Annotated in this window: 22 protein-coding genes; 11 read left to right on the forward strand and 11 right to left on the reverse strand. The window is 73.2% G+C overall.

The features are described 5' to 3' along the window. Window positions 1-5: 5 nt before the first annotated feature. From ACMT9T_RS00445 to ACMT9T_RS00455, 3 genes are read right to left on the reverse strand one after another with little or no spacing between them, the layout of a single operon-like run. Window positions 6-821 (reverse strand): ABC transporter permease, encoded by an 816-nt coding sequence (locus ACMT9T_RS00445; protein ID WP_414743760.1) that lies wholly within the window; start codon window positions 819-821, stop codon window positions 6-8. Next, window positions 821-1,774, reverse strand: coding sequence for an ABC transporter permease (locus ACMT9T_RS00450; protein ID WP_414743761.1), 954 nt, complete (start codon window positions 1,772-1,774; stop codon window positions 821-823). Before ACMT9T_RS00450 ends, ACMT9T_RS00445 begins: the two co-directional genes overlap by 1 nt. Further along, complete coding sequence (locus tag ACMT9T_RS00455; RefSeq protein ID WP_414743762.1) at window positions 1,771-2,937, reverse strand: extracellular solute-binding protein; 1,167 nt, start codon at window positions 2,935-2,937, stop codon at window positions 1,771-1,773. Before ACMT9T_RS00455 ends, ACMT9T_RS00450 begins: the two co-directional genes overlap by 4 nt. A 154-nt stretch (window positions 2,938-3,091) precedes the next feature. Between ACMT9T_RS00455 and ACMT9T_RS00460 the strand changes: the two genes are divergently transcribed. Continuing rightward, window positions 3,092-4,165, forward strand: a complete 1,074-nt coding sequence (locus ACMT9T_RS00460) for a substrate-binding domain-containing protein (RefSeq protein WP_414743763.1) — start codon at window positions 3,092-3,094, stop codon at window positions 4,163-4,165. A 21-nt stretch (window positions 4,166-4,186) separates the two neighbouring features. Here the strand turns inward: ACMT9T_RS00460 and ACMT9T_RS00465 are convergent, their stop codons facing one another. From ACMT9T_RS00465 to ACMT9T_RS00485, 5 genes are all read right to left on the reverse strand, one after another. Beyond that, window positions 4,187-5,047, reverse strand: a complete 861-nt coding sequence (locus tag ACMT9T_RS00465; protein ID WP_414743764.1) for a DUF3097 domain-containing protein — start codon at window positions 5,045-5,047, stop codon at window positions 4,187-4,189. Then, the gene (locus tag ACMT9T_RS00470) at window positions 5,044-5,316 is read right to left on the reverse strand and encodes a protealysin inhibitor emfourin (protein WP_414743765.1); all 273 of its coding nucleotides are present in this window, start codon (window positions 5,314-5,316) and stop codon (window positions 5,044-5,046) included. Before ACMT9T_RS00470 ends, ACMT9T_RS00465 begins: the two co-directional genes overlap by 4 nt. After that, window positions 5,317-6,363, reverse strand: a complete 1,047-nt coding sequence (locus ACMT9T_RS00475) for a M4 family metallopeptidase (RefSeq protein ID WP_414743766.1) — start codon at window positions 6,361-6,363, stop codon at window positions 5,317-5,319. A 93-nt stretch (window positions 6,364-6,456) separates the two neighbouring features. Then, the gene (locus tag ACMT9T_RS00480) at window positions 6,457-7,188 is read right to left on the reverse strand and encodes a response regulator (RefSeq protein WP_414743767.1); all 732 of its coding nucleotides are present in this window, start codon (window positions 7,186-7,188) and stop codon (window positions 6,457-6,459) included. Beyond that, window positions 7,185-8,921 (reverse strand): sensor histidine kinase, encoded by a 1,737-nt coding sequence (locus ACMT9T_RS00485; protein WP_414743768.1) that lies wholly within the window; start codon window positions 8,919-8,921, stop codon window positions 7,185-7,187. Before ACMT9T_RS00485 ends, ACMT9T_RS00480 begins: the two co-directional genes overlap by 4 nt. 141 nt (window positions 8,922-9,062) lie before the next feature. Here ACMT9T_RS00485 and ACMT9T_RS00490 point away from each other — a divergent pair, with 141 nt between their 5' ends. From ACMT9T_RS00490 to ACMT9T_RS00505, 4 genes are all read left to right on the forward strand, one after another. Beyond that, window positions 9,063-10,451 (forward strand): cation:dicarboxylate symporter family transporter, encoded by a 1,389-nt coding sequence (locus ACMT9T_RS00490; protein WP_414743769.1) that lies wholly within the window; start codon window positions 9,063-9,065, stop codon window positions 10,449-10,451. An 87-nt stretch (window positions 10,452-10,538) separates the two neighbouring features. Beyond that, a complete protein-coding gene (locus tag ACMT9T_RS00495; protein ID WP_414743770.1) occupies window positions 10,539-11,021 on the forward strand; it encodes an FHA domain-containing protein in 483 nt (160 codons plus the stop codon). Then, window positions 11,021-11,722 (forward strand): transcriptional regulator FtsR, encoded by a 702-nt coding sequence (ftsR, locus tag ACMT9T_RS00500; RefSeq protein WP_414743771.1) that lies wholly within the window; start codon window positions 11,021-11,023, stop codon window positions 11,720-11,722. Before ACMT9T_RS00495 ends, ftsR begins: the two co-directional genes overlap by 1 nt. A 265-nt stretch (window positions 11,723-11,987) precedes the next feature. Beyond that, complete coding sequence (locus tag ACMT9T_RS00505) at window positions 11,988-12,530, forward strand: MerR family transcriptional regulator (protein ID WP_012038569.1); 543 nt, start codon at window positions 11,988-11,990, stop codon at window positions 12,528-12,530. 128 nt (window positions 12,531-12,658) lie between these two features. Here the strand turns inward: ACMT9T_RS00505 and ACMT9T_RS00510 are convergent, their stop codons facing one another. Continuing rightward, on the reverse strand, window positions 12,659-13,471 hold the full coding sequence (locus ACMT9T_RS00510; protein ID WP_045528295.1) for a ParA family protein: 813 nt from the start codon (window positions 13,469-13,471) through the stop codon (window positions 12,659-12,661). Window positions 13,472-13,550: 79 nt separating this feature from the next. Here ACMT9T_RS00510 and ACMT9T_RS00515 point away from each other — a divergent pair, with 79 nt between their 5' ends. The 3 genes from ACMT9T_RS00515 to ACMT9T_RS00525 are packed head-to-tail and all read left to right on the forward strand — an operon-like array spanning window position 13,551 to window position 18,967. Then, window positions 13,551-16,952, forward strand: coding sequence for a pyruvate carboxylase (locus tag ACMT9T_RS00515; RefSeq protein ID WP_414743772.1), 3,402 nt, complete (start codon window positions 13,551-13,553; stop codon window positions 16,950-16,952). 15 nt (window positions 16,953-16,967) lie between these two features. Continuing rightward, window positions 16,968-18,440: a mycothione reductase gene (locus ACMT9T_RS00520; protein WP_414743773.1), complete on the forward strand. Its 1,473-nt coding sequence runs from the start codon at window positions 16,968-16,970 to the stop codon at window positions 18,438-18,440. 35 nt (window positions 18,441-18,475) lie between these two features. Continuing rightward, window positions 18,476-18,967, forward strand: a complete 492-nt coding sequence (locus tag ACMT9T_RS00525) for a peptide deformylase (RefSeq protein WP_414743774.1) — start codon at window positions 18,476-18,478, stop codon at window positions 18,965-18,967. A 40-nt stretch (window positions 18,968-19,007) separates the two neighbouring features. Here ACMT9T_RS00525 and ACMT9T_RS00530 read toward each other — a convergent pair whose 3' ends face one another. After that, a complete protein-coding gene (locus tag ACMT9T_RS00530; protein WP_414743775.1) occupies window positions 19,008-20,834 on the reverse strand; it encodes an AMP-dependent synthetase/ligase in 1,827 nt (608 codons plus the stop codon). Between the two features lie 131 nt (window positions 20,835-20,965). Between ACMT9T_RS00530 and ACMT9T_RS00535 the strand changes: the two genes are divergently transcribed. The 3 genes from ACMT9T_RS00535 to ACMT9T_RS00545 all read left to right on the forward strand — a co-directional run bounded on the left by ACMT9T_RS00535 (window position 20,966) and on the right by ACMT9T_RS00545 (window position 24,123). Further along, window positions 20,966-21,931 carry an ROK family glucokinase gene (locus ACMT9T_RS00535; protein ID WP_414743776.1) on the forward strand — a complete coding sequence of 322 codons (966 nt, stop codon included), beginning with the start codon at window positions 20,966-20,968 and terminating at the stop codon, window positions 21,929-21,931. Between the two features lie 73 nt (window positions 21,932-22,004). Continuing rightward, entirely contained in the window at window positions 22,005-22,694 is a 690-nt protein-coding gene (locus ACMT9T_RS00540; RefSeq protein WP_116055655.1) for a lysophospholipid acyltransferase family protein, read from the forward strand. Between the two features lie 58 nt (window positions 22,695-22,752). After that, a complete protein-coding gene (locus tag ACMT9T_RS00545; RefSeq protein ID WP_116055654.1) occupies window positions 22,753-24,123 on the forward strand; it encodes a class II 3-deoxy-7-phosphoheptulonate synthase in 1,371 nt (456 codons plus the stop codon). Window positions 24,124-24,206: 83 nt separating this feature from the next. Here the strand turns inward: ACMT9T_RS00545 and pknB are convergent, their stop codons facing one another. Further along, window positions 24,207-26,156 carry a Stk1 family PASTA domain-containing Ser/Thr kinase gene (gene pknB / locus ACMT9T_RS00550; RefSeq protein WP_414743777.1) on the reverse strand — a complete coding sequence of 650 codons (1,950 nt, stop codon included), beginning with the start codon at window positions 26,154-26,156 and terminating at the stop codon, window positions 24,207-24,209. Window positions 26,157-26,198 lie beyond the last annotated feature (42 nt).

A 26,198-nucleotide genomic window follows, 5' to 3' on the forward strand; every position in this document is an offset into this window, starting at 1 on the left:
CCGGCCTAACGGATCTGGAAGCCCTCGGCCAGACGCCCGCCCATGATGTGGCGGCGGGCGAGCAGGAGGAGGGCGACGGAGGGGACGGAGAGGAGGATCGCGAACACGGCGGCGACCTGCTTCGGGTGGTTGAGGACGAGCGAGTACATCTCGGTCGGCATCGTCATGTAGACGGGCGCGCCCACGAGGTACGTGCCCTGCGCCTCGTCGAACGCGGCGAGGAACGACATGAGCACGGCCACGAGGATCCCGGGCAGCGCGAGCGGCAGGGTCACGCGCAGGAACGTGCGCACGCGCCCGGCGCCCGCGTCGCGCGCGGCCTCCTCGAGGGAGCGCGGCACGGCGCTGAACGCGGCGGCCGGGATCCAGGTCATGAACACGACCGTGCCGATGAGCTGCACGATGACGATGCCCGTCACGGTGTTCATGAGGTGCAGCCCGTAGAACAGCGACGCCATCGACACGAAGAGCCCCATCTTGGGGAACGCGTTGGTGGCGAACAGGCCCACCAGCAGGATCCGCCGGCCGGGGAACGAGAACCGCGAGAACGCGTACGCGGCCGGCAGGCACACCAGCGCCGAGACGAGCACCGTGATGGGCGCGAAGTACAGCGAGTTGCGGACGGCGGCGGCGAGCTCCGCGTCCTCGAACACGACGGACCACCAGTGCAGCGTGAGCCCGGCGGGGACGAGGCTCGGGTAGTCCCAGCTCGTCGCGAACGCGTGCGCCGCGAGCCACAGGAGCGGGCCGAGGATGAAGACGGCGACGACCGCGAACAGGGCCGCCTGGATCCACCCGCGGGCGGAGAGGAGAGCGCGCATCAGACCCGTCCCTCCGCCTTCGCCGAGCGGAAGTTGGCGCGCACGTAGAGGAACGCGATCCCGGAGGCGAGCACGAACACCACGACGGCCATCACGATCGACTGCTGCGGGTGGTTGAAGCCCGTGAAGTACTTCGAGATGTCGACGCCGAGCATGCTGGGCGCGTTCGGGCCGGTGAAGTACGGCACCGTGAAGGAGCCGAGGACGCCGATCGCCGTGAACGTCGTGGCGATGACGAGCGGGATCGCGGCGAGCGGCACGAGCACGCGCGTGACGATGGCCCACGTCGAGGCGCCCGCGTCGCGCGCGGCCTCGATCATCGCGTCGGGGATGCCCTGCACGCCCGAGGTCGCCATGAGGGTCGCGAACGGGAGGCTCGTCCAGACGGATCCGATGACCACCGCGACCGTCGTGTAGCCCCACGTCGGCCCGTCGAGGCCGAGGAGCGCGAAGACCGTGCGGACGAAGCCGTCGCCCGAGTAGAAGGTGAGGATCGCCCACGACGCGATGACGACGGGGATGAACAGCGGCACGATCGCGAGCCCGGCGAACAGCGACGCGAGCCGGCCGCCGCGCAGGCGCAGGTTGAGCGCGATCGCGAGCGACAGGGCGATGACGATCGCGGTGGAGAGCACGGTCACGAGCACCGTCACGCCCAGGTCGCGGAGGAACCGCGGGTCGGTGAACACGTCGACGTAGGCGTCGAACGTGCCCCACCAGCTCGTCGCGGTGCGCGTGCCGAGGCCGATCGTGGCGATGGTGCTGTTGAGCCCGCCCGTGTGGCCGAGGCTGAAGCCGATGGCGAGCACGACGGGGATCCCGACGAAGACCGCGAGCAGGATCGCGGGCGGGAGGGCGAGCGCCAGGCCGACGCCGGCGCGGCGGGTCTCGGGGGAGACCCGCCGCGCGCGGACGGCCCGGGCGGCGGGGGCCGCCGACCGGACGGACGTCACTGGCCGGGTACCTTCTGGTCCCAGAGGTTCGACATGTCCGACGCCATCTGGCTGTAGTAGCCGGGGCGGAGCGTGGACGGGTCGGCCGAGGCGAACTGCGCCTTGAGGTCCTCGGGCACCTGGTCGAGCGAGATGACGGGGTAGCCCGCGATGGTGCTGGCGATGATGCCCTGGCCCTCGGCGGAGAGCACGTAGTCGGCGAGCTTCTGCGCGACGTCCGCGTGCTCGGCCGTCTTCGGGATGCCGAGGAAGGACGCGTGGCCCGTGAAGGCCGGGTCGGAGATCTGCGCGTACTTCACGGTGGACGGCAGCGTGCCGGACTTCTGCGCCGTGATGACCTGGTCGCTCCAGACGGGGGCCATCTCGATGGCGCCCGTGCCGAGCAGGTCGAGCACCTGGTTGTTGCCGTTGGGGTAGACGCCGCCCTGGTACATGGAGGCGTTCAGGCCCTTGAGCTCGTCGAAGCCCGCGTCCCACGCGCCCTCGAGCGACTGGTCGTAGCCGGTCGTCATCCTCTCGCGCGTGGCGTCGTCGAGGTGCGTGTCGAGGACCGTCGTGACGAAGGCCGCGCCGGATCCGCCGGTGGAGGGGGAGTTGTAGGCGAACTGGCCGGGGTTGTCCTGGATCCAGGAGAGCAGGTCGGCGAGCGTCCTCGGCGGGGTCTGCACCTTCGTGGAGTCGTAGGCGAGGAGCACGGAGGAAGCGCGGTAGGGGATCCCGAAGCCGCCGCCGGACTGCACGGTCGCGTCGGGCACGGTCGCGAGGTTCGGGATGGTGTCGGCCGAGACCGGCGCGAGCAGGCCGCCGGTGCCGGCCGCCGCGGTGAAGCCCGCGTCGATGAGGTCGTAGCCGGGGTCGGATCCGCCCTGCACCGAGCTCGTGAGCGTGGCCATGGTCTGGGCGTCGTGCTCGCCGTGGAGGTCGAGCGTCGTGGTGACGGACGCGCCGGGGTTCGCCTTCTCGAACGCGGGGATGATCCCGTCGTCCCAGAGGGCCTTGACGTTGGTGTCGCCGGAGATGAAGACGCGGGCGGTGCCCGAGGCGTCGGTGACGGCGTGGTTCTGGGCCTGGGCCTGCGTGCTCGTGGTGGGAGCGCAGCCCGCGAGCGCGACGGCGGCGGACGCGGCGGCGGCGAGGGCGAGGAGGGAACGGCGGGGGATCACGGGTCGGGTGTCCTTCTGCTGAGGGGACGATGCGGATCGCATCGTTTCGATGGTGAGGTGCGACGGTGGCCCGTCGGTGAACGGAGCATGGCGATCGGGCTCCCCGGCGACGAACGCGCGCGGCGCCCGCGGCGGCGTGAATAGGGTGAACCGCATGAGGAGCAACTCGCCCCGCACCTCCGTGACCCTCGCCGACGTGGCCGCCCTCGCGGGCGTCTCCACGTCCACGGCGTCGCTCGCGTACCGGAGCACCGGGTCGATCACGCCGGCCACGCGCGCCCGGATCCTGCGCGCCGCGGCGAGCATCGGCTACGCGGGGCCGGATCCCACGGCCCGCTCGCTGAAGAGCGGCCGATCCGGCATCGTCGGCGTCGTCGTGGCGGGCAGCATCCGCCGCGCGTTCCAGAACCCGGTCGCGCTCGCGACCATGGCGGGCCTCAGCGAGGCGCTCGACGAGCTCGACGTGGGGCAGCTGCTGCTGCCGGGGCGTCGCGAGCCGCGCGCCGGATCCGCGCCGCTGCTCGAGGGCATGCCCGTCGACGCCGTCGTCTTCCTCACCCGCGGGGAGGAGGTGGACGCGCTCCTGCCGGGGCTGCGCGCCCGCCGGATCCCCATGGTCGGCGTCGAGGGGCCGCACGAGGACGGCGTGGCCGTGGTCGACATCGACGACGCCCGCGGCATGGGCGAGCTCGCCCGGCACGTGCGCGGCCTCGGCCACCGCCGCGTCGGCGTGCTCATGCGCACCACGCGCATCGAGGAGGACGGCCCGCCCGGTCCCGTCGTGCCGGTCGGGCGCGACCTCGAGGCCATCGTCAACCGCACCATCCGCGAGCGCCTCCGCGCCGCGCGCAGCGTCTTCCCCGACGCCGTCCGCGTGGAGGCGGGCGGACGCGACCTGGAGGCGGGGGAGGCGGCCGCCGGGGTGCTGCTCGACCTGCCGTCGAGGCCCACGGCGATCCTCGCGCAGAACGACATGCTCGCCGCGAGCGCCATCCGGTCCGCGGCCGCTCGGGGCCTGCGCGTGCCGGAGGACCTCACGGTCACGGGCTTCGACGGCGCGCACCTGCCGTGGCTCGAGCGGCGGCTCACGACCGTGGAGCAGCCGCTGCACGATCGCGGGGTCCACGCGGGCCGGATGGTCGGCGAGCTGCTCGCGGGCCGGGCGCCGGCCGACGTGCTGCTGCCTGTGCACGTGCGGCTCGGCGAGACGGCGGCCGCGCCGGCGTGACCCGCCGGTGGCCGTCGGTCGTCAGCGCCCGGCGGGATCCGTGACGAAGTCGATGAGCTGCTCCACGCGGCCGAGGAGCGCGGGCTCGAGGTCCTGGTAGGAGCGCACCTGGCCGAGGATCCGCTGCCAGGCCCGCGCGATGTCGGCCTGCTCGTCGTGCGGCCAGCCGAGCGCGGCGCAGATGCCGTGCTTCCACTCCACGTTCCGGGGGATGACGGGCCACTCGCGGAGGCCCAGCCGCCCGGGCTTCACCGACTGCCACACGTCCACGTAGGGGTGGCCGACCACGAGCGCGTGCGCGCGGTGCGGCCCGCGCGCGACGGCCTCGGCGATGCGGCTCTCCTTGGATCCCGGCACCAGGTGGTCGACGAGCACGCCGACGCGGCGGCCCCTGCCGGGCTGGAAGCGGTCGAGCTCCTCGTCGAGGTGGTCGACGCCCTCCAGGTACTCGACGACGACGCCCTCGATGCGGAGGTCCTCGCCCCAGACCTTCTCCACGAGCTCGGCGTCGTGGCGCCCCTCGACGAAGATCCGGCTGGGCAGCGCCACGCGCGCCTTCGCGTCGGCGACCGCGAGCGATCCCGACGCCGTGCGCGCGGGACCCCGGGGCGCCGCGCGGGGCACGCGGAGCGCGACGGGCTCGCCCTCCAGGAGGAAGGAGCCGCCGAGCGGGAACGTGCGCTGCTTGCGTGTGAAGTCCTCCAGCACGACCATGCCGGACTCGACGCGCACGATCGCGCCGCAGAACCCGGTGGACAGCTCCTCCACCACGAGGTCGCGCGTCGCGTCCTGCGGCCGCGGGGCCTTCTTCGCGGGCCCGCGCCAGCCGGGGGCGAGCACGTCCTGTCCGTAGCGGTCGTCGGCGGAGGGAGGCGGCGTCATCCTCCGAGGCTCTCACGGGATGCGTCGCGCACCCGGTCGACGAGCCGACGCCACGGCCCGTCGACGGCGGCCTCGCCGAGGCGCGCCTCGCGGTCGCCCGCGCGCACGAGGTAGACGAAGCGGTCGGCGCCCGGCGTCGGGACGACCGGCTCGTCCCACGGGCAGTCGTCGACGAGGGCGGTCCAGTCGGACGCGTCGTCGTCCACGCGCACCGACCAGGTGCGGGTCATCCCCGCCATCCCGCCCGTGCGTGACACGGCGATCTCCACCTAGACCTCGATCCCGACGCCCTCCCACGCCACCTGGACCGCGGCGACCTCGGACGCGCCCTCACCGTACCGCGCGGACGCGGCGTCGACGGTGGCCCGGGCGAAGGCCGGGAAGTCGGCGTCGGCGCGCACGGCCCCTGCCTCGATCACGTCGTACCAGACCCGGCCGGCACCCTCCCAGGCCTCCCCGCCGATGGCGGTGGCCGCGAGGAAGAAGGCGCGGTTCGGGATCCCGGAGTTGATGTGGACGCCGCCGTTGTCCTCGCGCGTCTCGACGTAGTCGTCCATGTGGCCGGGCTGCGGGTCCTTCCCGAGCACGTCGTCGTCGTAGGCGGTGCCGGGCGCCCGCATCGACCGGAGCGCGAGGCCCGTCGAGCGGTCGAGGAAGAGCTCCGCGCCGACGAGCCAGGTGGCCTCGTCGGCGGTCTGCCCGAGCGCGTGCTGCTCGACGAGCACGCCGAAGACGTCGGAGATCGACTCGTTGAGCGCGCCCGACTGCCCCTGGTAGACGAGGCCCAGCGTGAGCTCGGTGACCCCGTGGGTGAGCTCGTGCCCGATGACGGTGAGCGAGCGCGTGAACGGCGCGAACACCTCGCCGTCGCCGTCGCCGAAGACCATCCGGGTGCCGTCCCAGAACGCGTTGTCGTACTCCTCGCCGTAGTGCACGGTCGCGAGCAGCGGCAGGCCGCGGTCGTCGAGCGACTCCCGGTCGTAGACCTCGGAGAAGAGGGCGTACGTGGCGCCGAGGCCCGCGTACGCCTCGTCCACCTCGGCGTCGCCCGTGTCGGACGCGCCCTCGACGCGCACCGTGCGGCCGGGCAGCTCCTCGCGGTTCCCGGCGTCCGAGATGGTGCGGTGGATCCCCGACGGGTCGCGCTCCGCGAGCGCCGACGCGTCGGGCGCGGCGCCCGGCCCCCGGCGGTCGTGGATGAGCGGCCCCTGGTCGCGGAGCGCGCGGCGGGCGGCCTGCCGCGCGGCGGACACCCGGTCGGGATCGGCCTCGGCGAGGCGGGTCAGCAGGTACGGCGGGAGGATCGTGCGTCTCATGCTCCGAGACTCGCACGGGGCGGCGACATCGTCACCGGCGCGGGCGGATCCGCCGCGGGGGTCGCGCGCGGACGGCCGGTGGCCTACGGTGCGTCAGCTCGTCCAGCGGTAGCCGAGCTCGGGCCGCCCGGGCGTCCCGTAGCGCGGCACGCGCTCCACCTGCCCGACGTCGGCGAGGTACTCGAGGTACCGCCGTGCGGTGACGCGCGACACGTCGAGCGCGCCGGAGACCTCGGCGGCGGAGACGCCCTCCGCGGCCGAGGCGCCGTCCGCGCCGTCCGCGCCCCGGGCCGCTGCCTGGTCACCGCGCGCGATCCCGCGCACGAGGTCGAGCGTCTCCGCCGACATGCCCTTGGGCAGCCGGGCGTCGGACGCGGGGGAGCGCAGCGCCGCGAGCGCCCGGTCCACCTGCAGCTGGGTCGTGCTGCCGCTTCCCGCCCCGAGGCCCTCGCGGTAGCCGACGTAGGCCGCCATCTTCTCGGCGAAGGCCGCGAAGGTGAACGGCTTGATGAGGTACTGCACGATCCCCGCGGTCACGGAGCTGCGCACCACGGCCTGGTCGCGCACGGCCGTCACCGCGACGACGTCGGTCGCGCGGCCCGCGGCGCGCAGCCGGCGGCACACCTCGAGGCCGTGCATGTCGGGGAGCGTCATGTCGAGCAGCACGAGGTCGATGCCCTCGGGCCCGGCCTCCGCCACGAGCCGCAGCGCCTCGCCGCCCGTGTGCGCGACGGCTGCGACGTCGAAGCCGTCGAGCCGCCCGACGTAGAGGGCGTGCGCCTCCGCGGTCAGCACGTCGTCGTCGACGACCAGCACGCGGATCACGCGCGCACCCCGCGGGCGCGGTCGGGGGAGCCGGAGTCGGCGCCGGCGTCGTGGGCCGGCCCCGCGGGATCCGTCGGCAGCACGACCCGGACGAGCGCGCCGCCCAGCCGCGCCTCCGCGTCGCCCACCTCGACGCGGCCGCCCAGCCGCGCGGCCGAGCGCGCCACGAGCGCGAGGCCCACGCCGCGCGGCCCGTCGTCGCCCGTCTTCGTCGTCACCCCGAACTCCAGCACGCGCGGCCGCACGGCGGGATCCACGCCCGGCCCGTCGTCCGCCACCTCGATGACGAGCGCGCCCTCGGCGGTCCGCGACAGCGCGAGCTCGACGCGCCCGCGGTCGTCCCCGCGCGCCGTCGCGACCGACGGGTCGGCCGCGGCGTCGATGGCGTTGTCGACGAGGTTGCCGACGATCGTCACGAGCTCCGGCGCGGGCACGCCCGGATCGCCCGTCCCCTCGGCCACGCGCACGGTCAGCTCGACCCCGCGCTCGGCGGCCTGCGCGGCCTTCCCGCGCACGAGCGCCCGGACCACGGGATCCGCCTCCTCCGCCAGCCCGCCCTCGGAGGCGCGCCGGTCCGTCTCCAGCTCCGCCGCCGCGAGCGCGAGCGCCTCGCGCGGCCGCTCCAGCTCGATGAGCGAGACGATCGTGTGCAGCCGGTTCGCGAACTCGTGGGTCTGCGCGCGCATCGCGTCGGCGAGCGTCCGCAGGGTCGCGAGCTCGCCCGACAGGCGCTGGATCTCCGTCCGGTCCCGCAGCGTCGTCACCGTCCCGAGCCGGGCCGCGATCCCGGTGCGGCCCGTGGGCAGCGCGGGCCGCTGCGTGACGACGAGCACGCGCCCGGACGGCAGGTGCACGACCTCGTCGGCCGTCGTCCCCGCCGCGAGCAGCCGCTCGATCGCGTCGGGCAGCCCGAGCGCGGCGACCTCGACGGGCCCGGCGGCCGGATCCACGTCGAGGTCGAGCAGCTCGGCCGCCTGGTCGTTGTGGAGCACGAGCCGGCGGTCGCGGTCGACCAGCACGATGCCCTCGCCGACCGAGTGCAGCACCGACTCGTAGTACGCGAGCATGCGCGCCATCTCCTCGGGGCCGAGGCCCCAGGTGGTCCGCTCGAGCGACCGGCTGAGGAGCACGGCGCCGGCCGCGAGCAGCAGCGCGAGCGCGCCGACCGTGCCCACGAGCCCCGGGAGGCGGGCGCCGAGCACCTCCGTCACGCGCTCGACCGTGACCCCCGCCGCGACGAGCCCGACGATCCCGCCGTCCGCGTCCCGCACCGGGACGACCGCGCGGACGCTCGGCCCGAGCGTCCCCGTGAACGTCTCCGTCATCGACCGCCCGACGAGCGCCGGCCCGGTGGTGCCGAGGTACCTGCGGCCGATCTCGTCCGGGTCGGGGTGGGTGACCCGCACGGTGTCGCGGTCCATGATCGTGACGAAGTCGACGCCGGTGTCGCGCGTCACGTCGAGCGAGTAGCCGAGGAGGGCGCCCGTGGGATCCGCGGACGCGAGCCCCTCCGCCACCCGCGGCGAGTCCGCGACGGTGGTCGCGACGGCGAGGCTCCGGTCCGCCGCGGCCTGCTCGGCGCGCTGGCGCGAGTCCGCCCAGAGCGCCGCGGTCGCGACGACCGCGACCAGCAGCAGCACCGCGAGCTGGACCACGAGCAGACGGGCCGCGATCCCGCGCGGGAGCCCCGGTCGTCGGGGTCGGATGCGGTCGGCGAGCGCGCGTCGCGCCATGCTGCCTCCTCGCGTCCGCGCCGTCACCGGCAGGAACATTATGAACACAACGCCGGTCGGCCCCCGCGCGTGGGACATCCTGGCGAGGACCGTCTGCCGCACGCCGTGGGCCGGCGCCCGCTCACGAGACAAGGACGTCCCATGACCAACCCCATCGCCGCGCTCCGTCGCCTGGACCGGCAGCACTACCTCTACATCGCCGTCATCGTCGCGGTGCTCCTCGGCGTCGCCGTCGGCCTCGTCGCCCCCGAGACGGGCGTGGCCCTCAAGCCGATCGGCGACGCCTTCGTCGCGCTCATCAAGATGATGATCGCGCCCATCATCTTCTGCACCATCGTGCTCGGCGTCGGCTCGGTCGCGAAGGCCGCCACGGTCGGCCGGGTCGGCGGGCTCGCGCTCCTCTACTTCATCGTCATGTCGACGTTCGCGCTCGCGATCGGCCTCGTGGTCGGCAACCTCATCCACCCGGGCGAGGGCCTCGACCTCAGCGGCCTGCGCGCGCCGGAGGGGTCGACGGAGGCGACCGACGAGAAGGACTTCCTCCTCTCGATCATCCCCACGTCGCTGCTGTCGTCGCTCACCTCGGGCAGCATCCTGCAGACGCTCTTCGTCGCCCTGCTCGTCGGCTTCGCGCTGCAGCAGCTCGGCAAGCGCGGCGAGCCGGTGCTCGAGGGGATCCGCAACATCCAGATCCTGGTCTTCCGCATCCTCAGCATGGTGATGTGGGTCGCCCCGCTCGGCGCGTTCGGCGCCATCGCCGCGGTCGTCGGCGCCACCGGGTTCCAGGCCGTCATCAGCCTCGCGACCCTCATGATCGGCTTCTACATCACGTGCGCCCTCTTCATCGTCGTGGTGCTCGGCACGCTGCTGTGGTTCGTCGCCCGCGTGAACATCTTCAAGCTGATGAGGTACCTCGGCCGCGAGTACCTCCTCATCGTGTCGACGTCCTCGTCCGAGGTCGCGCTGCCCCGCCTCATCGCCAAGATGGAGCACGTGGGCGTCTCCAAGCCCGTCGTCGGCATCACGGTCCCCACGGGCTACTCGTTCAACCTCGACGGCACGGCCATCTACCTCACGATGGCGTCGCTGTTCATCGCGAGCGCGCTCGGCAGCCCCCTGGCGCTCGGCGAGCAGGTCTCGCTCCTGGTGTTCATGATCATCGCGTCGAAGGGCGCCGCGGGCGTCACGGGCGCCGGCCTCGCCACCCTCGCGGGCGGCCTGCAGTCGCACCGCCCCGACCTCGTGGACGGCGTCGGCCTCATCGTCGGCATCGACCGCTTCATGTCGGAGGCGCGCGCCCTCACGAACTTCACCGGCAACGCGGTCGCCACGCTCCTCATCGGCACCTGGACCCGCGGCATCGACTCCGACCGCGTCGCCCTCGTCCTCGGCGGCGGCGACCCCTTCGACGAGAAGAGCATGGGCACCGAGCACGACGAGGAGCAGAAGGCGCCCGCGGAGGCCCTCGAGGCCGACGTCACGAGCGCAGGCGAGCGCGGCGACGGGTCGCCGCGCTCCACCTCCCGCTGACCTCGGCGGGACCACGCCCGGGAGGATCCCGGCGTGGTCCCGGCCGTGTCCGATCCGTTACGCTGTCAGGTCACAGGAGGTACGACCATGGATGGACGCGAAGAGGGTCACGGCGCCACGCGCGTGCCCGAGCAGTACACGAGCACGGACACCACGGCCACCTTCCGCGACGAGCTCGGGGCCGCGCTCGCGGGCCTCGACAACGCCGTCTCGGCCGAGGAGAAGGACGCCGTCACGGCGCTCCCGTCCGGATCCGCGCTCCTCGTCGTCCGCCGCGGTCCCAACCAGGGCGCGCGCTTCCTCCTCGACGCCGACGTCACGGTGGCGGGACGCCACCCCGACGCCGACATCTTCCTCGACGACGTCACCGTCTCCCGCCGTCACGCGGAGTTCGTCCGCCAGGGCACGTCGTTCCAGGTCAAGGACCTCGGCTCGCTCAACGGCACCTACTTCGACGGCGTCCGCATCGACACGGCCCTGCTGCAGGACGGCGCCGAGGTGCAGGTGGGCAAGTTCCGCCTCACGTTCTACGCCTCGCGCGCCGACCTCCCCGGCCGGACGATCGAGTAGTGCCGGCGTCCGCCGCCCGGTCGACGCCAGCCCGCACCCCCGGTCTCCTCAGCATCGGGCAGGTGCTCGCGCGCCTCACGCCGGAGTTCCCCGACCTCACGAACAGCAAGCTCCGCTTCCTCGAGGAGCAGGGGCTCGTCCAGCCGTCCCGCACCGAGTCCGGCTACCGCAAGTTCAGCCCCGCCGACGTCGAGCGCCTGCGCACCGTCCTCGGCATGCAGCGTGACCACTACCTCCCGCTGAAGGTCATCCGCGCCTACCTCCGCGACCTCGACGCCGGCCTGTCGCCCGCGCTCCCCGGCGCGGCCACGACGCCGCCCGCCTCCATGCTCGACCAGGAGCGGCGCTACAGCCGCGCGGAGCTGGTGCGCGAGTCCGGCGCCACCGCGCCGCTGCTCGGCGACGCCATCACCGCGGGCGTGCTCATGCCGGCCGAGGTCTACGGCGAGGAGGCCGTGCAGGTGATGCGCGCGCTCGTCGAGCTCCAGCGCACCGGCATCGAGCCACGCCACCTCCGCGGTTTCCGCCAGGCGGCCGAGCGCGAGCTCAGCCTCATCGAGTCGGCCCTCGTGCCCGTGTCACGACGGCGCGACGCCTCGAGCCGGGCCCACGCGGCCGAGCTCGCGCGGGAGATCGCGACGCAGCTCGAGGTCGTGCGGGGGAGCCTCATCCGCTCGGCGCTCGGCCGCCTCTCCTCCTGAGGACGCTCGCGCCGACGGGCCCGACCCGTAGACTGACGTGTCCGCACGGGGCCGTCCGCACGTCGGAGGGATCCGTCGGGACCGGTCGCCGCGCACCCCTCACGGGGGCGCGACGGAGGGCCGGGACGACACGCCGGGCGCTTCCGCCGGATGTCGTTGATCGGGCCCGCGGGCCCCGCTACCGTGAGAACACGATCCCGACGAACCGACCCGAGCAGCCCACGACCCCCACCGGGGCGAGCGCTGTGGGGTGGAAGGCAGAACGATGAGCGACTCCACCCCGGACTCCGGGCGCTACGACCTCGGCCTGCTGTTCACCGACGGGCTCCCGGAGATGGACGCGAGCGCGGGCTACCGCGGCGCCGTCGCCGCCCGGGCAGCGGGGATCACGTACCGCCAGCTCGACTACTGGGCCCGCACCGGCCTCGTCGAGCCCACCGTCCGCGGCGCCTCCGGCTCCGGCACCCAGCGCCTCTACGGCTTCCGCGACATCCTCGTCCTCAAGCTCGTCAAGCGCCTCCTCGACACCGGCATCTCCCTCCAGCAGATCCGCACGGCCGTGAACCAGCTCCGCGAGTCCGGCGTCGTCGACCTCGCCCAGACCACGCTCATGAGCGACGGGGCCAGCGTCTACCTCTGCACCAGCAACGACGAGGTCATCGACCTCGTGAGCCGCGGCCAGGGCGTCTTCGGCATCGCCGTCGGCAAGGTCCTCCGCGAGGTCGAGCACTCCCTCGTCGAGATCGACACGCAGACCGTGGATCCCACCGACGAGCTCGCCGCTCGTCGCGCCGTCAAGGCGTCCTAGGCCCTCTCCGGTCGGAGCCGCACGCGAGGCGTCGCCTCGGGGGTGCGCGGCGCTGAATCGTGCGACCCGGGCAGGATCCGGGCATGCCGCAGCGCGTCCGTCGCCGAGGCGACGGATCGGATGCCGGATCAGCGCGCGGCGTTCTCCGCGTAGTCGCCGATCTTCGCCGTGCGCATGATGCGCTCCAGCAGCTGGTCGAAGTTGCGCGCCATCTCCTGCGCGCTCTCGCCGGGCCACACGTGCAGCGGCTTGGCGGCGCCCTGCGCCTGCTGGAGCGACGTGCGCTCGGGCAGCTGGGGGCTGAGCACCAGCGGGCCGAACATGTCGCGGAGCTCCTTGATGCGGAACTGGTGCTCGAGCGACTGCACGCGGGCGCGGTTCACGATGATGCCGAGGGGCTGCAGCCGGGGGGAGAGGCCGCGGCGGATCTCCTCGATGGCGCGCAGCGCGCGGTCGGCCGCGGCGACGGAGAACAGGCCGGGCTCGGTGACGACGGTGACGCGGTCGCTGGCCGCCCACGCGGTGCGCGTGAGGGCGTTGAGCGACGGGGCGCAGTCGATGAGCACGAGGTCGTAGTCGGCCTCGACGTTGGCGAGCGCCTCCTCGAGCTTCCAGATGTCGCGGATGCTCGGGTGCGGCCCGTCGAAGTTGATGGCGGACGGGCTGCCGATCATGACGTCGATGGTGCCCGTGCGGCCCTTGGTCCAGCCGCTCGGCGCGATGGCCGCGCGGACGATCTTCTCCTTGGGGGAGGCGAGGACGTCGGCGACGTTGAGGTGGCCGGCGACCTGGATGTCCATGCCCGTGGACACGTCGGCCTGCGGGTCGAGGTCGACCACGAGGGTCCTCAAGCCGCGGGAGAAGGCGGCGGACGCCAGTCCCAGGGTCACTGTGGTCTTGCCCACGCCCCCCTTCAGGGAGCTGACGCTCAGTACATGCACGTGGGAGAGGCTACCGTCGATACTCTGGGAAGACCTAAACGCGGGGGTGCCCGAGCCCCATCCGACGAGAGGCCCCGCCATGTTCGAGAAGATCCTGGTCGCCAACCGCGGGGAGATCGCCATCCGCGCGTTCCGCGCCGCCGTCGAGCTGGGCGCCCGCACGGTGGCGGTCTATCCGCACGAGGACCGGCACTCCCTGCACCGGCTGAAGGCGGACGAGGCCTACCGGATCGGAGAGGAGGGGCACCCCGTCCGGGCCTACCTCGACGTCGACGAGATCATCCGCGTGGCGAAGGAGTCGGGCGCGGACGCGATCTACCCGGGCTACGGCTTCCTCTCGGAGAACCCCGGCCTGGCACGCGCCGCGGAGGCCGCCGGCATCGCGTTCATCGGGCCGGGCGCCCACGTGCTGGAGATGGCCGGCAACAAGGTCACCGCGAAGGAGCACGCGACCGCGGCGGGCGTCCCCGTGCTGGCCTCCACGCCGCCGTCGACCGATGTGGCGCTGCTGCTCGAGCAGGCCGAGGGGATCGGCTTCCCGCTCTTCGCGAAGGCCGTCGCGGGCGGAGGCGGCCGGGGGATGCGTCGCGTCGAGCGCGCGGAGGACCTCGAGGACGCGCTGCGGGCCGCCATGCGCGAGGCGGACAGCGCCTTCGGCGACCCGACCATGTTCCTCGAGCAGGCGGTGCTGCGGCCCCGGCACATCGAGGTGCAGATCCTCGCGGACGCCGGCGGCGAGACCGTGCACCTCTTCGAGCGCGACTGCTCCGTGCAGCGCCGGCACCAGAAGGTCGTGGAGATCGCGCCGGCGCCGAACCTGGATCCCGCTGTCCGCGACGCCATGCACGCGCACGCCGTCGCGTTCGCCCGGAGCATCGGCTACGTCAACGCGGGCACCGTGGAGTTCCTGCTCGACACCGAGGGGCCGCGCGCCGGGCAGCACGTCTTCATCGAGATGAACCCGCGCATCCAGGTCGAGCACACGGTGACCGAGGAGGTCACCGACGTCGACCTCGTGCAGTCGCAGATGCGGATCGCCGCGGGGGAGACCCTCGCCGAGCTGGGGCTCCGTCAGGACGACATCGTGCTGCACGGGGCGGCGCTCCAGTGCCGCATCACGACGGAGGACCCGGCGCAGGGCTTCCGGCCGGACACGGGCAAGATCACCACCTACCGGTCGCCCGGCGGCGGCGGGATCCGCATCGACGGCGGCACGGTCGCGACCGGCGCGCAGATCAGCCCGCACTTCGACTCGATGCTCGCCAAGCTCACCTGCCGCGGGCGCGACTTCCCCGCGGCGGTCACGCGGGCCAAGCGCGCCCTCGCCGAGTTCCGGATCCGCGGCGTCTCCACGAACATCCCGTTCCTGCAGGGCGTGCTCGACGACCCGGCGTTCCAGGCGGGCGACCTCAGCACGTCCTTCATCGACGAGCGTCCGGGCCTCGTGCGCAGCAACGTCTCCAAGGACCGGGGCACCCGGATCCTCAACTGGCTCGCCGACGTCACGGTCAACCAGCCGAACGGGCCGCGCAGCGCCGTCGTCCGTCCGGCCGACAAGCTGCCCGACGTCGATCTCCGGGTGCCGGCGCCCGCGGGATCCCGCCAGCGCCTGCTCGAGCTCGGCCCGCGCGGCTTCGCGGACGCCCTCCGCGCGCAGACGGCCCTCGCCGTGACCGACACGACCTTCCGCGACGCCCATCAGTCGCTGCTCGCCACGCGCGTGCGCACCCGGGACCTCGTGGCCGTCGCGCCGCACGTCGCGCGCACGACGCCCGAGCTGCTGTCGGTCGAGGCCTGGGGCGGCGCGACCTACGACGTGGCCCTGCGCTTCCTCGGCGAGGACCCGTGGGAGCGGCTCGCGTCGCTGCGAGAGGCGCTGCCGAACATCGCGATCCAGATGCTCCTGCGCGGCGCGAACACGGTCGGCTACACGCCGTACCCCATCGAGGTCACCGACGCGTTCGTGCAGGAGGCGGCCGCCACGGGCGTCGACGTCTTCCGCATCTTCGACGCGCTCAACGACGTCGAGCGGATGCGCCCGGCCATCGACTCCGTGCTCGCCACGGGCACCACCGTCGCCGAGGTCGCCCTCTGCTACACGGGGAACCTGCTCGACCCGGCCGAGGACCTCTACACGCTCGACTACTACCTGGCCCTCGCGGAGCGCAGCGTGGCCGCCGGCGCGCACGTCCTCGCGATCAAGGACATGGCCGGGCTCCTGCGCCCCGCCGCCGCCGAGCGCCTCGTCACCGCGCTCCGCCGCGAGTTCGACCTGCCGGTGCACGTGCACACGCACGACACCGCGGGTGGCCAGCTCGCGACCCTGCTCGCCGCCAGCCGCGCGGGCGCCGACGCGGTCGACGTCGCGAGCGCGCCCATGTCGGGCACCACGAGCCAGCCGTCCGCCTCCGCCCTCGTCGCGGCCCTCGCCCACACCGAGCGGGACACGGGCCTCTCGCTCGACGCGGTCAGCGACCTCGAGCCGTACTGGGAGGCCGTGCGCCGCCTCTACCGTCCGTTCGAGTCCGGGCTGGCGGGCCCCACGGGCCGCGTGTACCGCCACGAGATCCCGGGCGGCCAGCTCTCGAACCTGCGCCAGCAGGCCATCGCCCTCGGCCTCGCCGACGACTTCGAGCTCATCGAGGACATGTACCAGGCGGCCGACCGGATCCTCGGCCGCATCCCCAAGGTCACCCCGTCGTCCAAGGTGGTCGGCGACCTCGCGCTCCAGCTCGCCGCCGCGAAGGCCGACCCGGCCGACTTCGCGCGCAACCCGCAGGACCACGACATCCCCGACTCCGTCATCGGCTTCATGGCCGGCGAGCTGGGCGACCTCCCGGGCGGCTGGCCGGAGCCCTTCCGCACGCGGGTCCTCCAGGGGCGCGACGTGCGCATAGGCGTGACGCCCCTGTCCGACGACGACCGCCGGGCGCTCGAGGTGCCGGGCGCCGCGCGTCGCCGCACGCTCAACCGCCTCCTGTTCCCGCAGCCGACGGAGCAGTTCGAGACCATCCGCGAGCTCTTCGGCGACCTGTCCGTGCTCGACACCGAGGACTACCTGCACGGGCTCCTGCCCGGCCGGGAGCACGTGGTCCGCATCGGGCGCGGCGTCGAGGTCCTCATCGGGCTCGAGGCCGTGGGCGAGGCGGACGCGTCGGGCATGCGCACCGTCATGGTCGTGATGAACGGGCAGCTGCGTCCCGTCTTCGTGCGTGACCGCGGGATCGCGGTCACGACGGTCGCGGCAGAGAAGGGCGACCCCGCACGGCCCGGGCACGTGTCCGCGCCGTTCTCCGGCGTGGTGACCCTCAAGGTCGAGGAGGGCGACGTCGTCGCCGCCGGCCAGGCCGTCGCGTCGATCGAGGCGATGAAGATGGAGGCGGCCATCACGTCGCCCGTCGCCGGCCGCGTGGCGCGCCTCGCGGTCCCCACCACCCAGCAGGTCGACGCGGGCGACCTGCTCGTGGTCGTCGAGATCTGAGAGAAGAGCCCCCGGATGAGCACCACCGACCAGGACCAGCAGCACGACGAGCGGTACGACCTCGTGATCGTGGGCGGCGGATCCGGCAACTCCATCGCCGACGAGCGCTTCGCCGACCAGCGCGTGCTGCTCGTCGACGACGGCGAGCACTTCGGCGGCACCTGCCTCAACGCGGGCTGCATCCCCACGAAGATGCTCGTGCACGTGGCCGACGTCGCGGCGGAGACCCGCGACGGCGCGGCCCTCGGGATCCGCGCGTCGGTCGACGCCGTCGACTGGCCCGCCATCGCGGCCCGCGTCTTCGGCCGCATCGACGCGATCAGCGAGGGCGGCCGCGAGTGGCGCGAGAGCGGCTCGGAGAACGTGACGCTGCTGCGCGAGAGCGTGGGATTCGAGTCGCCCGGCGTCCTCGTGTCGGCGAGCGGGCAGCGGATCACCGCCGACCGCATCGTGCTCGCGGCGGGCTCCCGGCCCCGCCCCCTGTCGGCCGTCTACTCGCCCGACCCGGACATCCACGACTCCGACTCGATCATGCGCATCGCCGAGCTGCCCGCGTCGCTGCTCATCGTGGGCGGCGGCTACGTGGCGGCGGAGTTCGCGCACGTCTTCAGCCACCTCGGCGTGCACGTGACCCAGGTCGCGCGCTCCGCGCACCTGCTCGGCAACCTCGACCAGGACGTCTCCACGCGCTTCACGACGCTCGCGCGCACGCAGTGGGACGTCATCACCGACTGCGAGGTGGAGGAGATCGAGCGCGACGGCGACGTGCTCCGCTCGCGCCTCGCGTCCGGCCACCTGGTCGAGACCGCGGCCGTGCTGGTCGCCCTCGGCCGCGTCCCCAACACCGACACGCTCGCCGTCGCGAACGCGGGCTACGACCTGCACCCGGACGGCCGCGTCGTCGTCGACGCCCAGCAGCGCGTGCTCGCGGGCGGGGCGCCCGTGCCCGGCGTCTTCGCGCTCGGCGACATCAGCGCCGACCACCAGCTGAAGCACGTAGCGAACCACCAGGCCCGCGTGGTCCAGCACAACCTGCTGCACCCGGACGACCTCATCGGCGGAGCGCCCGGCCCCGTGCCGCAGGCCGTGTTCTCGCGTCCCCAGATCGGCTCGTTCGGCCTCACCGAGGCGGAGGCGCGCGCGGCCGGCCCCGTCGTCACGGTCGAGCAGCCGTACTCGTCCACCGCGTGGGGCTGGGCGCTCGAGGACACGACGTCGTTCTGCAAGCTCGTGGTGGATCCCCGCGACGGCGGCACGATCCTCGGCGCGCACATCATCGGCTCGGACTCGGCCGCGCTCATCCAGCCGCTGCTGATGGCCGCGAGCCTCGGCCACCGGGTCACGGGGCTCGCACGGGCGCAGTACTGGCCGCACCCCGCCGTGACGGAGATCGTCGAGAACGCGCTGCTCGCCGCCGAGTCCGCGGTGGCCGACTGGGCACGGGAGAATGGTGCGGGCATCGCGCCCGCGGCGGCCGGTCGACCCTGACCCGCCGCCCGCTCCAGGACCCACGGAAGCAGAGAATGACTGAACGACAGATCCGCCTGTTCGGCGATCCGGTGCTGAAGACCGTCTCGTCGGAGATCCACGAGATCGACGAGGGCGTGCGCGCCCTGGTCGAGGACCTCCTCGACAGCGTGCGGCCCGACGGCCGCGCCGGGGTGGCGGCCGCGCAGATCGGCGTGAACCTCCGCGCGTTCAGCTACAACGTGGGGCCGGCGTTCGGCTACATCCTGAACCCCGTCATCGAGGAGCTCCGCGGCGAGGCCGTGCTCGTCGACGAGGGCTGCCTCTCGGTGCCGGGCCTCTGGTTCCCCACCATGCGCCACCCGGAGGCCGTCATCAGCGGCATCGACCTCGACGGCAAGCCCGTGCGCCTCGAGGGCACGGGCGTGCTGGCGCAGGCGTTCCAGCACGAGGTCGACCACCTCGACGGCCTCGTCTACCTCGACCGGCTCGACAAGCAGCGCCGCCGCGAGGCCATGAAGCAGGTCCGCGAGTCGGACTGGTTCTGACCCGCGGGGCCCGCGCACGCGCGCGGGCCCGAAGGCGCCGTCAGTGCACCAGCGAGTGCCCCTCGGTGGTCGGCGCCGCCTCGTAGATGCGCGTGACCACGTCGGCGAACGCGTCGAGCACCACCTGGCGCTTGATGCTGAGCTTCGGCGTGAGGTGCCCGGCGGCCTCGGTGAGCTCCACCGGCAGCACGACGAACTTCCGGATCGACTCCGCACGCGACACGGTCGCGTTGGCCGCGTCCACCGCGCGCTGCACCTCGGCGAGCACCGCCGGGTTCTGCGAGGCCTGCTCGAGCGTCATCGCCGGGTCCTGGCCGTTGTTGCCGAGCCAGACCTTGAGCATCTCGGGATCCAGCGTGATGAGCGCCGAGATGAACGGCCGCCGGTCGCCCGCCACCACGACCTGCCCGACGAGCGGGTTCGCGCGGATGGGGTCCTCGAGCGCGGCGGGCGCGACGTTCTTGCCGCCCGCGGTGACGATGATCTCCTTCTTGCGCCCCGTTATTGTGAGGTAGCCGTCGGCGTCGTAGCTGCCGAGGTCTCCCGTGCGGAACCAGCCGTCGTCGAAGACGGCCGCGGTCGCCTCCTCGTCCTGCCAGTAGCCGTCGAAGACGTTGACGCCCTTGACCTCGATCTCGCCCTCGTCCGTGATCCGCGTGGAGACGCCCGGGAGCGCGGGGCCGACGGTCCCGATGCGGAAGCCCTTCACGAGGTTCACGCTCACCGGCGCCGTGGTCTCGGTGAGGCCGTAGCCCTCGAGGATGGTGAGGCCGAGCGACCGGTAGAAGTGGCCGAGGCGGAGGCCGAGGGGTGCGGATCCGCTCACCGCGTAGCGCACGCGCCCGCCCATGGCCTGCCGGATCTTCGAGTACACGAGCGCGTCGAACAGCTTGTACTGCGCCTTCAGCGCGAGGGGCACCTTCCCGGCGTCCACCGCCACTGAGTGCGCGTGCGCGACCTCGGCGGCCTTGCGGAAGATCCGGCCGCGACCGGCGCCCTCCGCCTTCTGCTCCGAGGAGTTGTAGACCTTCTCGAACACGCGCGGCACCGCGAGCAGGAACGTCGGCCGGAAGGACGCGAGCGCGGGCAGCAGCTGCGTCGTGTCGGCCTGGTGGCCGGTCTTCACGCCCGCCTGCACGTTGAGGATCGAGATGAAGCGCGCGAACACGTGCGCCGTGGTGATGAACAGCAGCGTCGACGCGCCGACCCGCACGACCTCCTCCATCGCGACCTCGGCGTTCCGCGCGAGCTCGACGAAGTTGGCGTGCGTGAGGATGCAGCCCTTCGGCCGCCCGGTGGTGCCCGACGTGTAGATGAGGGTCGCCATGTCGGAGCCGACCGCGAGGTTCCGCCGCCGCTCGATCTCGGCGTCCGGCACGTCGACGCCCTGCCCGGCGAGCTTGTCGAGGTCGCCGAGGTCGATCTGCCACACGTGGCGGACGGCCGGCAGCTCCGGGTGGACCTCGTCGAACCGGGAGAAGTGCTCGGCGGACTCGAGGATCACGGCGACGCTGCCGGAGTCCTGCATGTTCCACTGCACCTGGGCGGGGGAGGAGGTCTCGTACACGGGGACGAGGACCGCGCCCGCGAAGAAGACGGCGAAGTCGACGAGCGTCCACTCGTAGCGCGTGCGGCACATCATGCCGATGCGGTCGCCCGGCTCGATCCCGGCGGACACGAGCCCCTTGGCGAGCGCGACGACCTGGCGGTGGAACTCGGACGCCGTGACGTCGCTCCAGCCCCCGTCCCCGTCCGGCAGCGCGAACAGCGGAGCGTCGGGGCTCGTCCTCACGCGGTGCACCAGGACATCGGTGATGTTGTCGTCGGGTCTCGCCTCGACGACGGCGGGCATGGTGTGCTGTTCCACGGCAACTCCCTCGGTACCGGAAATGGATGGGATCAGCTTATGGGCGGGCGGCCCCCGGCGCTCGTCCCCGGTCGGGGGCGTCGGGCGCGTCAGTAGGATCGACGGGCGAGACGAACGGAAGGGCCCGCGGAGTGCATGCAATAGGGATCGACATCGGCGGGACCAAGATCGCGGGAGCCGTGGTCGACGAGCTCGGCGTCATCGCCGCCGAGGAGCGGACGCCCACCGAGGCCGGCAGCCCGGACGCGATCGTCGAGGCCGTCGTCGCCATGGTCGAGCGGCTCCGCGCCCAGCACCCCGACGTGGTCGCGGTCGGCGTCGCGGCGGCCGGCTTCATCGACGCCGCGCAGTCCACCGTCTACTACGCCCCGAACATCAACTGGCGGAACGAGCCCGTGCGCGAGAAGCTGCGCGGCCGGATCGACCTGCCCATCGTCATCGAGAACGACGCCAACGCCGCCGGCTGGGCCGAGTTCCGCTACGGCGCGGGTCGCCTCGTGAGCGACATGGTCACCCTCACCATCGGCACGGGCGTGGGCGGCGCGATCGTCGCCGACGACCGCCTGTTCCGCGGCGGCTTCGGCGCCGGGGCCGAGCTCGGTCACATGCGCGTCGTGCCCGACGGCCTCCCGTGCGGCTGCGGCGCGCGCGGCTGCATCGAGCAGTACGGATCCGGCCGGGCGCTCCTGCGCACCGCCGACGAGCTCGCCGACCTCGGCGGCACGCACGGCGAGGGCCTCGCCGCCCGACGCCGGGAGGTGGGCACGCTCACCGGACACGACGTCAGCGACCTCATCCAGGCCGGCGACCCCGGCGCGCTCCTCGCCCTCCGCCGCCTCGGCGGCTGGCTGGGGGAGGCCGCCGCGAGCATCGGCGCGATCCTCGACCCGCAGATGTTCGTGATCGGCGGCGGTGTCGCGCAGGCGGGCGACCTCCTGCTCGGCCCCATCCGCGAGGCGTACGTCGCCCACCTACCCGCCCGCGGCTACCACCCGGAGCCGGAGTTCCGCATCGCCGAGCTCGTCAACGACGCCGGCGTCGTGGGCGCCGCGGACCTCGCCCGCCTCCACGCGGCCGCCCTGCGCCACGGGGCCTGACTCGCGCCTGCCGGGCAGGGGCGGCTCCGCTGGCTATGCTGGATCCCGACCCCGCCCGGAAGGTGGCCACCCGATGTTCTACTGGTTCATGAAGAACCTGGTCGCCGGACCCCTGCTGCGGAGCACCTTCCGCCCCTGGGTCACCGGCCTCGAGAACATCCCCGCCAAGGGCGGCGTGATCCTCGCGAGCAACCACCTCTCGTTCATCGACTCGGTGTTCCTCCCGCTGCTGGTCGACCGCAACCTCGTCTTCCTCGCGAAGAGCGACTACTTCACGGGCACCGGGCTCAAGGGCTGGGCCACCAAGATGTTCTTCACGGCCACGGGCATGCTCCCCATCGACCGCTCGGGCGGCAAGGCATCCGAGGCGTCGCTCAACACGGGCCTCCGCGTGCTGGCCGAGGGCCGGATGCTCGGCATCTACCCCGAGGGCACCCGCAGCCCCGACGGCAAGATGTACCGCGGCCGCACGGGCGTGGCCCGCATGATCCTGGAGGGCGACGTCCCCGTGGTCCCCATCGCGATGATCGACACCGAGAAGGTCATGCCCATCGGCAGCCGCATCCCCAAGGTCCGCCGGATTGGTGTGGTCATCGGCGAGCCGCTAGATTTCAGTAGGTTCGCCGGCCTCGAGGGAGACCGCTTCATCCTCCGCTCCATCACCGACGAGATCATGTACGAGCTCTCGAGGCTGAGCGGCCAGGAGTACGTCGACGTCTACGCGACCTCGGTCAAGGAGAAGCGCGCGAGCGCGGCCCGCTGACCGACGCCCGCCTGACTCCACCGCGCACCACGCGCACGACACGAACCGGGATCCCACCGTGGCATCTGAGCACCTCGTCCCCGCCCACCCCGACGTCCTCGCCGGACTCGACCACTGGCGCACGCTCGAGGTCAAGCAGCAGCCGCAGTGGCCCGACGCCGCGGCCGTCCACGCCGCGTCCGCCGAGATCGCCCTGCTGCCGCCGCTGGTGTTCGCGGGCGAGGTCGACCTGCTGCGCTCCCGCCTGGCCGCCGCCGCCGACGGCCGCGCGTTCCTCCTCCAGGGCGGCGACTGCGCCGAGACGTTCGCGGGTGCGACGGCCGACGCCATCCGCAACCGCGTCAAGACCGTGCTGCAGATGGCCGTGGTCCTCACCTACGGCGCGGCCATGCCCGTCGTGAAGATGGGCCGCATGGCCGGTCAGTTCGCCAAGCCCCGCTCGAGCGACTCCGAGACCCGCGGCGACCTCACGCTGCCGGCGTACCGCGGCGACATCGTGAACGGATACGACTTCACGCCCGAGTCCCGGGCGGCGGATCCCGCGCGCCTCGTGAAGGGGTACCACACGGCCGCCTCCACGCTGAACCTCATCCGCGCGTTCACGCAGGGCGGCTTCGCCGACCTCCGCGAGGTGCACAGCTGGAACAAGGGCTTCGCCGCGAACCCGGCCAACCAGCGCTACGAGCAGCTGGCCCGCGACATCGACCGCGCCATCAAGTTCATGGAGGCCGCCGGCGCCGACTTCGACGACCTCAAGCGCGTCGAGTTCTACACCGGGCACGAGGGCCTGCTCATGGACTACGAGCGGCCCATGACCCGCATCGACTCGCGCACCGGCACGCCGTACAACACGTCGGCGCACTTCATCTGGATCGGGGAGCGCACGCGCGACCTCGACGGCGCGCACGTCGACTTCCTGTCGCGCGTCCGCAACCCGCTCGGCGTCAAGCTCGGGCCGTCGACGACGCCGGAGACGGTGCACGAGCTCATCGAGAAGCTCGACCCGGACCGCGAGCCCGGCCGCCTCACGTTCATCACGCGCATGGGCGCCGGTCGGATCCGCGACGCGCTGCCGCCGCTGCTCGAGGCCGTCAAGGCCTCCGACGCCAACCCGCTGTGGGTCACCGACCCCATGCACGGGAACGGCCTCACCACGCCCACGGGCTACAAGACCCGGCGCTTCGACGACGTGGTCGACGAGGTGCAGGGCTTCTTCCAGGCCCACCGCGCCGCGGGCACGCACCCGGGCGGGATCCACATCGAGCTGACCGGCGACGACGTCACCGAGTGCCTGGGCGGATCCGAGCACATCGACGAGGCCACGCTCGCCACGCGCTACGAGTCCCTGTGCGACCCGCGGCTCAACCACATGCAGAGCCTCGAGCTCGCGTTCCTCGTCGCGGAGGAGCTCGCCGCCGCGCGCGGCTGACACGACCAGCGCAGAGGAGCCCCGCCGCCCTCCCGGGCAGCGGGGCTCCGTCGTGAGCGGGGCGTCGCCGGAGCGACGGTCGATCAGCCGGACGCCGTGATGCCGAGGTTGATCGTCGACCCTCGGCGGACCATCGCACCCGCCTCGGGGCTCGCGGACGCCACCCGCGTGATGCTGTTGGGCAACGCGTCCCAGAACGCGGAGTACGCGTACTTGAATCCCGCCTTGTCCAGCGCCGCCTTCGCCTCGTCGCGCGTGAGGTCGGTGACCTTCGGCACCGCCACGAGGTCCGGGCCCTTGGAGATCTCGAGGCCCACCTTGCTGCCGGCCGCGTCGTCGAGACCCGAGCGCACCGGGTTCTGATCCAGGGCGTACACCGAGATGACCTCCCCCTTGTCCAGGTCGTCGCTGAAGCTCTGCTTGCCGGGCTCGCCCACGAGACCCGCCTGGGCGAGCGTGGTGACGGCCTGGTCCACGGAGCGCCCGTGGACGTCCGGGATCCTGCCGGCGGCGACCACCAGGGTCACCTGCTGCTGCTCGGGGTACTGGGCGCCGATCGGCGCGCCGGACGCGTCGAGCACCTGGACGACCGTCCCCTGCTCCGCATCCCCGTACTGCCGGACGGTCGGCTCCTGCACGACGAACGGCACGCCCTCGAGCCGCGTTCGGGCATCGCCCTCGGTGCTGCCCACCACGTCGGGCACGTCGAGCAGCTGCGGTCCGGTGGACGCGTAGACGGTGACGGTGGATCCCTGGTCGACGGGCGTGCCGGAGGCGGGGACGCTCCGCGTGACGTGCCCGACGGCCACGTCGACGCTCGGCTCCTCGGCGCGCGCGACCACGAAGCCCTGGCCCTGCAGCGTCCCCGCCGCGTCGTCGACCGCCATCTCCGTGACCGCGGGGACGGGAACGCGAGCGCCGGGCCCCTGTCCGTAGTACCAGCCGGTGCCGCCGGCGAGGGCCGCGAGCATGACGATGAGGAGGGCGAGCACCCAGCCGCGCGCGCGCCGGCGCTGCCCGGCGGCGGCCAGCGCCACGACCGACTCCGGCTCCGCGTGCTCGGGCTCCTGCCGCATCATGACGGGCGGACCGCCGACGACCTGCGTCTCGCCGGTCGTCACCGGCGGCAGCGCGGGCGCGCTCGGGAAGACCACGGTGCGCTGGAGCGGCGCGGGGTCGCCGGACCGGGCGTCGAGCCGGTTCTGCACCGCGTAGAGCTCGTCGAGGAGGGCGCGCGCGTCGCGGGGCCGCTGCTCGGGATCCCGGGCGGTCGCCCACAGCACGAGCTCGTCGAGCTCCACGGGCACGGACGCGTTCGCGGTGCTGGGGGTCGGCACCTGGTCGTTCGCGTGCTGGTACGCGATCTGCATGGGCTGCTCGCCCTTGAAGGGCTGCTCCCCGGCGAGCATCTCGTACATCATGATGCCGACCGCGTAGATGTCGCTGCGGGTGTCGGCGATGCCGCGGGTGACGAGCTCGGGGGAGAGGTACGCGATGGTGCCGAGCAGCGCCTGCCCGGTCGCCGTGTTGGCGCTGACCGCGCGGGCCAGGCCGAAGTCGCCGATCTTGATGCGCCCGTCGTCCGCGAGCAGCACGTTCTCCGGCTTGAGGTCGCGGTGGACGATGCCGGCCTTGTGCGCCGCGGCGAGCCCGGAGAGCACGGCCTCGAGGATGTCGAGGGTCTGCTCCGGCGTCAGCCGCTCGTACTCCTGCAGCAGCTCGCGCAGCGTCATCCCGGGCAGGTACTCCATGACGAGGTACGCCATGTCGGAGTCCTGGCCCTGGTCGAAGACGTTCACGACGTTGGGGTGCGCCAGGCGCGCGGCCGAGCGCGCCTCCTGGATGAACCGGTCGCGGAAGGCGCTGTCGTCGGCGAGGTGCCCGTGCATGACCTTCACGGCCACGCGGCGCTCCAGGCGCAGGTCGGTGGCGACGTAGACGGTCGCCATGCCCCCGCGCGCGATGCGGGACCTGACCTGGTACCGACCGTCGAGGAGACGGCCGATCATGGGGTCGGTCGGGCTGGAGGTCACTGGATGATTCTAGGGACGGCCGGTGCCGCGGCCTCCCCGGCA

The sequence above is a fragment of the Clavibacter vidaverae genome (assembly GCF_047529985.1).
GTDB classification, from domain to species: domain Bacteria; phylum Actinomycetota; class Actinomycetes; order Actinomycetales; family Microbacteriaceae; genus Clavibacter; species Clavibacter nebraskensis_A.

Coding starts and splice junctions, on each gene's coding strand:
- ACMT9T_RS00445 (WP_414743760.1), bottom strand. CDS start 821: ATGCGCGCTCTCCTCTCCGCCCGCGGGTGGATCCAGGCGGCCCTGTTC.
- ACMT9T_RS00460 (WP_414743763.1), top strand. CDS start 3,092: ATGAGGAGCAACTCGCCCCGCACCTCCGTGACCCTCGCCGACGTGGCC.
- ACMT9T_RS00465 (WP_414743764.1), bottom strand. CDS start 5,047: ATGACGCCGCCTCCCTCCGCCGACGACCGCTACGGACAGGACGTGCTC.
- ACMT9T_RS00475 (WP_414743766.1), bottom strand. CDS start 6,363: ATGAGACGCACGATCCTCCCGCCGTACCTGCTGACCCGCCTCGCCGAG.
- ACMT9T_RS00485 (WP_414743768.1), bottom strand. CDS start 8,921: ATGGCGCGACGCGCGCTCGCCGACCGCATCCGACCCCGACGACCGGGG.
- ACMT9T_RS00490 (WP_414743769.1), top strand. CDS start 9,063: ATGACCAACCCCATCGCCGCGCTCCGTCGCCTGGACCGGCAGCACTAC.
- ACMT9T_RS00495 (WP_414743770.1), top strand. CDS start 10,539: ATGGATGGACGCGAAGAGGGTCACGGCGCCACGCGCGTGCCCGAGCAG.
- ACMT9T_RS00505 (WP_012038569.1), top strand. CDS start 11,988: ATGAGCGACTCCACCCCGGACTCCGGGCGCTACGACCTCGGCCTGCTG.
- ACMT9T_RS00515 (WP_414743772.1), top strand. CDS start 13,551: ATGTTCGAGAAGATCCTGGTCGCCAACCGCGGGGAGATCGCCATCCGC.
- ACMT9T_RS00520 (WP_414743773.1), top strand. CDS start 16,968: ATGAGCACCACCGACCAGGACCAGCAGCACGACGAGCGGTACGACCTC.
- ACMT9T_RS00525 (WP_414743774.1), top strand. CDS start 18,476: ATGACTGAACGACAGATCCGCCTGTTCGGCGATCCGGTGCTGAAGACC.
- ACMT9T_RS00540 (WP_116055655.1), top strand. CDS start 22,005: ATGTTCTACTGGTTCATGAAGAACCTGGTCGCCGGACCCCTGCTGCGG.